The sequence below is a fragment of the Cupriavidus basilensis genome (genome assembly GCF_029335485.1).
Classification (GTDB): Bacteria; Pseudomonadota; Gammaproteobacteria; order Burkholderiales; family Burkholderiaceae; genus Cupriavidus; species Cupriavidus basilensis_E.
Map to the genome: position 1 here is coordinate 1 of NZ_JARJLM010000631.1, position 4644 is coordinate 4644.

Genomic DNA, 4644 nt, shown 5'->3' on the forward strand with positions numbered 1-4644 from the left:
TCAGGCCGGCTGCGCCGAGCGCTTCTGCAGCAGCTTGCCGACCACCACCACCAGTGCCGCGCCAAGCGCGCCGAACACCAGGTGGGCATGCGGCACATGCATCTCGAACCAGGCGGCATCGACCGGGTCGCTGACCAGCATCTCGCCGGCCAGGTAGCCCAGCAGCGCGGCGCCCAGCACGATGATGATGGGGAAGCGGTCCATCACCTTGAGCAGGATGGTGCTGCCGAACACGATCAGCGGAATCGACAGGCCCAGGCCCAGGATCAGCAGCATCAGCTGGCTGCCTTCCGGCCCCTTCTGCGCCGCGGCGGCCACGGCCACCACATTGTCCAGCGACATCACCAGGTCGGCGATCAGGATGGTGCGGATCGCGGCCCAGATATTGTCCTTGGCATCGTGGCCGTCCTCGTCGTCGTCGCCGGTCAGCAGCTGCACGCCGATGTAGACCAGCAGCAGGGCGCCGACGATCTTCAGGTACGGCAGGCTCAGCAGCTTGACCGCGGCAACGGTCAGCACCACCCGCATGATGATGGCGGCGGCGCTGCCCCAGAAGATGGCTTTCTTCTGCTGGGCCGGCGGCAGGTTGCGGGAGGCCAGCGCGATCACCACGGCGTTGTCGCCGGAGAGCACGATGTTGGTCAGGATAATGGATCCCAGCGCGATCCAGAACGCGGTGGAGGACAACAGTTCCACGGTAAAACTCCTCGGGTTTCTAAATTCTAAATTATGGTACGAACGCCACACGACGACTGCATTGTCTGCGGAATTTCGGATGTCTGAGTTTTCAGACATGCAGATTTACCGTATCAAGCTTTCGATTTGGTTTCAATCGCCATGTCATGCGCCTCCGGAGATACCCTAGGGCTCGGCTCTCCGGAATGACATGCCCCCGCACGAAGGCGGGGGCATGGGGGCCCGGACTTGCACCGGGCAGGCAATCATCCCCGCCCGAGGGGCGGGAACGCAGCTTATGGCTGCTACTGCAGAATCACAGGATCACAGGATCGACTTCAGCAGGCGAGCCATTTCCGACGGATTCTTGGTGACCTTGATACCGCAGGCTTCCATGATTTCCAGCTTGGCCTGCGCCGTGTCGGCACCGCCCGAGATCAGCGCGCCGGCGTGGCCCATGCGCTTGCCCGGAGGCGCGGTCACGCCAGCGATGAAGCCAACCACCGGCTTCTTCATGTTGTCCTTGATCCACTCGGCCGCATTGGCTTCGTCCGGACCGCCGATCTCGCCGATCATGACCACGGCGTCGGTTTCGGGATCGTCGTTGAACATCTTCATGACGTCGATGTGCTTCAGGCCATTGATGGGGTCGCCACCAATGCCCACGGCCGACGACTGGCCCATGCCCAGCGCGGTCAGCTGACCCACGGCTTCATAGGTCAGCGTGCCCGAGCGCGACACCACGCCGATGCGGCCCTTGCGGTGGATGTGGCCCGGCATGATGCCGATCTTGATTTCGTCAGGCGTGATCAGGCCCGGGCAGTTCGGTCCCAGCAGCAGGGTCTTCTTGTTGCCCTTACGCATCTTGTCCTTGAGCTCCATCATGTCGCGGACAGGAATGCCTTCGGTGATGCAGACCACCAGGTCCAGGTCGGCGTCGACGGCTTCCCAGATGGCGGCAGCGGCGCCGGCGGGCGGCACGTAGATCACGGAAACGGTGGCGCCGGTGGATGCCTTGGCATCCTTGACGCTGGCGTAGATGGGAATGCCTTCGAAGTCTTCGCCGGCTTTCTTCGGGTTCACGCCGGCAACGAAGCAGTTCTTGCCGTTGGCGTAGTCGCGGCAGCCACGGGTGTGGAACTGGCCGGTCTTGCCGGTGATGCCCTGGGTGATGACCTTGGTGTCTTTATTGATCAGAATCGACATGCTGTAATCCTTTGCTTGGCTCAAAGCAGCGCACGGGGGCCTGGCCCCGGCGCGCTGCTGGCGTTCGTGTTCGCGTCTGGCTTACTTGCCCGCGGCAGCTGCCACGACCTTCTGGGCGGCTTCTTCCATGGTGTCGGCCGCGATGATGGGCAGGCCCGAGTCGGCCAGCATCTTCTTGCCGATCTCTTCGTTGGTGCCCTTCATGCGCACGACCAGCGGCACGGACAGCGACACGGCCTTGGATGCAGCAATCACGCCTTCGGCGATCACGTCGCAACGCATGATGCCGCCGAAGATGTTGACCAGGATGGCCTTCAGGTTCGGGTTCTTCAGCATCAGCTTGAATGCTTCGGTCACCTTCTCGGTGGTGGCACCGCCGCCCACGTCGAGGAAGTTGGCCGGCTCGCCGCCGAACAGCTTGATGGTGTCCATGGTGGCCATGGCCAGGCCGGCGCCGTTCACCAGGCAGCCGATGTTGCCGTCCAGCGAGATGTAGGCCAGGTCGAACTTCGATGCTTCGATTTCGTTGGCGTCTTCTTCGTCCAGGTCGCGGTAAGCGACGATTTCCGGGTGACGGAACAGGGCGTTGGAGTCGAAGTTGAACTTGGCGTCCAGTGCGATCACCTTGCCGTCGCCGGTCAGGATCAGCGGGTTGATTTCAGCCAGCGATGCATCGGTATCCCAGAATGCCTTGTACAGGCCTTGCAGGGCCTGGCGGGCTTGGGCAACGCTTGCGTCGGGCACGCCGATCTTGCGGGCGATGTCGTCGGCGTCAGCGTCGGCCAGGCCGGTAGCCGGGTCGATGATCAGGGTGTGGATCTTTTCCGGGCTGTGGGCAGCGACTTCCTCGATGTCCATGCCGCCTTCGCTGGAGGCCATCAGGGCCACCTTTTGCGAAACGCGGTCAACCACCAGGCTGACGTACAGTTCCTTCTTGATGTCCGCGCCTTCTTCGATCAGCAGGCGGTTGACCTTCTTGCCTTCCGGGCCGGTCTGGTGCGTGACCAGGGTCATGCCCAGGATATTGCTGGCGTAGGTCTTGACCTCGTCGATGCTCTTGGCCACCTTCACGCCGCCACCCTTGCCGCGGCCACCCGCGTGGATCTGCGCCTTGACGACCCAGACCGGGCCACCCAGTTGTTCGGCTGCCTTCAGGGCCTCTTCGACCGAGAATGCCGGGATGCCGCGCGGAACCGGCACATTGTATTTGCGCAGGATTTCCTTGCCTTGGTACTCATGGATATTCATGCGTGTTTCCTTTCGGGTAGGCGTAAAAGTGTGGAGATGGAATCTCGGCGGATTGCAGGCCGGCCTGGCTTAGCCGGAGGTGCCGGTTGGCCTGCGGGACATGGCGCCGTCACCGGCGGCGGCGAACGCCTCCAGTGGCTGCGCCGCCGGGGGTGGCGACCCTTCGGTCTTGATCCTCGGCTTTGGCTGGTGACCATACCAGCGCGGGTAAAACTGACGCACCACCTCACCTTCGAAATGCAGGGCGTGACAGCCGTGCAGCTGATAAGGGGGCTCGGGATTCGTATCTTCGGTGCCGGCGTCGCGGATGTTGAAGACATCGCCGGCAAAGGCCTGGATCGCCGTGGTCGGCAGCACGCCGGCCAGCTCGGTAAGGTGGGTGCAGCCCGACACGCCCGACAGCCGCTCGCGCACCGCGCGGCGGAAGCCCTTCATCAGGTTCAGGCCGATCAGCTTGCGGTAGGCCGGGCCGATGGTGTCGCACTGGCCGGGATAAGGCACCCAGTCGGAACAGGCATCGGCGTCCACCACATTCATGCGCAGGTCGATGGTGACGCGCAGCCACAGGTCGTGCAGCGGCTGTCCCACCGGGCGCACGCCGCCACCGGCCAGCGGAATCTCGCGCGGCTTGGTGTCGGTCAGGCGCGCCTCGATATCCCACAGGCCATCGTCCCTAAGGTAGGCCTCGGCCGTGATGGCACGACGGTGGCGCAGGGTGCGATTGACGGGTGGGGAAAGCGGCATAAAACCAGGCTGGAGCGGGGAGAAAAGGACGGCTGGACCGGAAAACCGCAGGATTTTAACATGCCGCACAACTTTGGCCGGGAACAAACCGCGCGCGGCGCTGTTGCCGGGGATTGTCGGGTGACGGACAGGCGCCGTGGACCGGCGAAATGTGCGGCAGCGCAGGCTGAAGCGGGGCTCGAGCCCGTCTGCGAACAGCGGATGGCCAGCCCTTATCCCTCCCCTATACGCCTACTAGCAATGCAGGTATGCGCACCGGGCCGGTGCAAGGGCCTCGGGAACGTCGCCCGGCGCCGCCAGCGTGGCGCGCCGCGCACCAGATCTTCAGTCGGCGCCATCCAGCCATTCGTCGGCACCCTTGATCACCTCGCTCACCACCGCGCGCGAGAAACCGCGCGCCACCAGGAAACGGATCTGCCTGGCCTTTTCTTCAGGGGTGGCTGGCGGCGTGCCGAAGCGTTTCTGCCAGACCGCCCGGCCGCGCTCCAGCTCGGATGCGCGCAGGCGCTCCTGCAGGTCGGCGAGCTGATCGCCGCCAAGCTGGTGAGTGCGGGCTTCCTGCATCACGCGGGCAGCGCCGTAGCGGGCAGCGCGGCGGTGCACCAGGCTGTCGACGAAGCGCTCGTTGGACAGCCAGTTCTCGCGCTCCAGCGCGTCCAGCAGCTGCTCCAGCGCTTCCGGCGACTCGGCATGCGGGACCAGCTTGCGGGCCAGTTCGGCCCGGCTGTGCTCGCGCCGCGAGAGGTAGCCGACTGCGCGGGCTTTCAGGGA

At 64.4% G+C, this 4644-nt stretch carries 5 protein-coding genes; all 5 read right to left on the reverse strand.

Annotation, left to right across the window (positions count from 1 at the left end; translation table 11 throughout):
- The gene (locus P3W85_RS38785) at positions 1-696 is read right to left on the reverse strand and encodes a TerC family protein (RefSeq protein WP_276268700.1); all 696 of its coding nucleotides are present in this window, start codon (positions 694-696) and stop codon (positions 1-3) included.
- Positions 697-999: 303 nt separating this feature from the next.
- Positions 1000-1881, reverse strand: coding sequence for a succinate--CoA ligase subunit alpha (gene sucD / locus P3W85_RS38790; RefSeq protein WP_276268701.1), 882 nt, complete (start codon positions 1879-1881; stop codon positions 1000-1002).
- A gap of 81 nt (positions 1882-1962) precedes the next feature.
- Positions 1963-3129 (reverse strand): ADP-forming succinate--CoA ligase subunit beta, encoded by a 1167-nt coding sequence (sucC, locus tag P3W85_RS38795; RefSeq protein ID WP_276268702.1) that lies wholly within the window; start codon positions 3127-3129, stop codon positions 1963-1965.
- Between the two features lie 69 nt (positions 3130-3198).
- Positions 3199-3873, reverse strand: a complete 675-nt coding sequence (locus P3W85_RS38800; protein WP_017229592.1) for a DUF2889 domain-containing protein — start codon at positions 3871-3873, stop codon at positions 3199-3201.
- Between the two features lie 324 nt (positions 3874-4197).
- On the reverse strand, positions 4198-4644 hold a 447-nt coding region (gene recX, locus P3W85_RS38805; RefSeq protein ID WP_276268703.1), incomplete at its 5' end, for a recombination regulator RecX.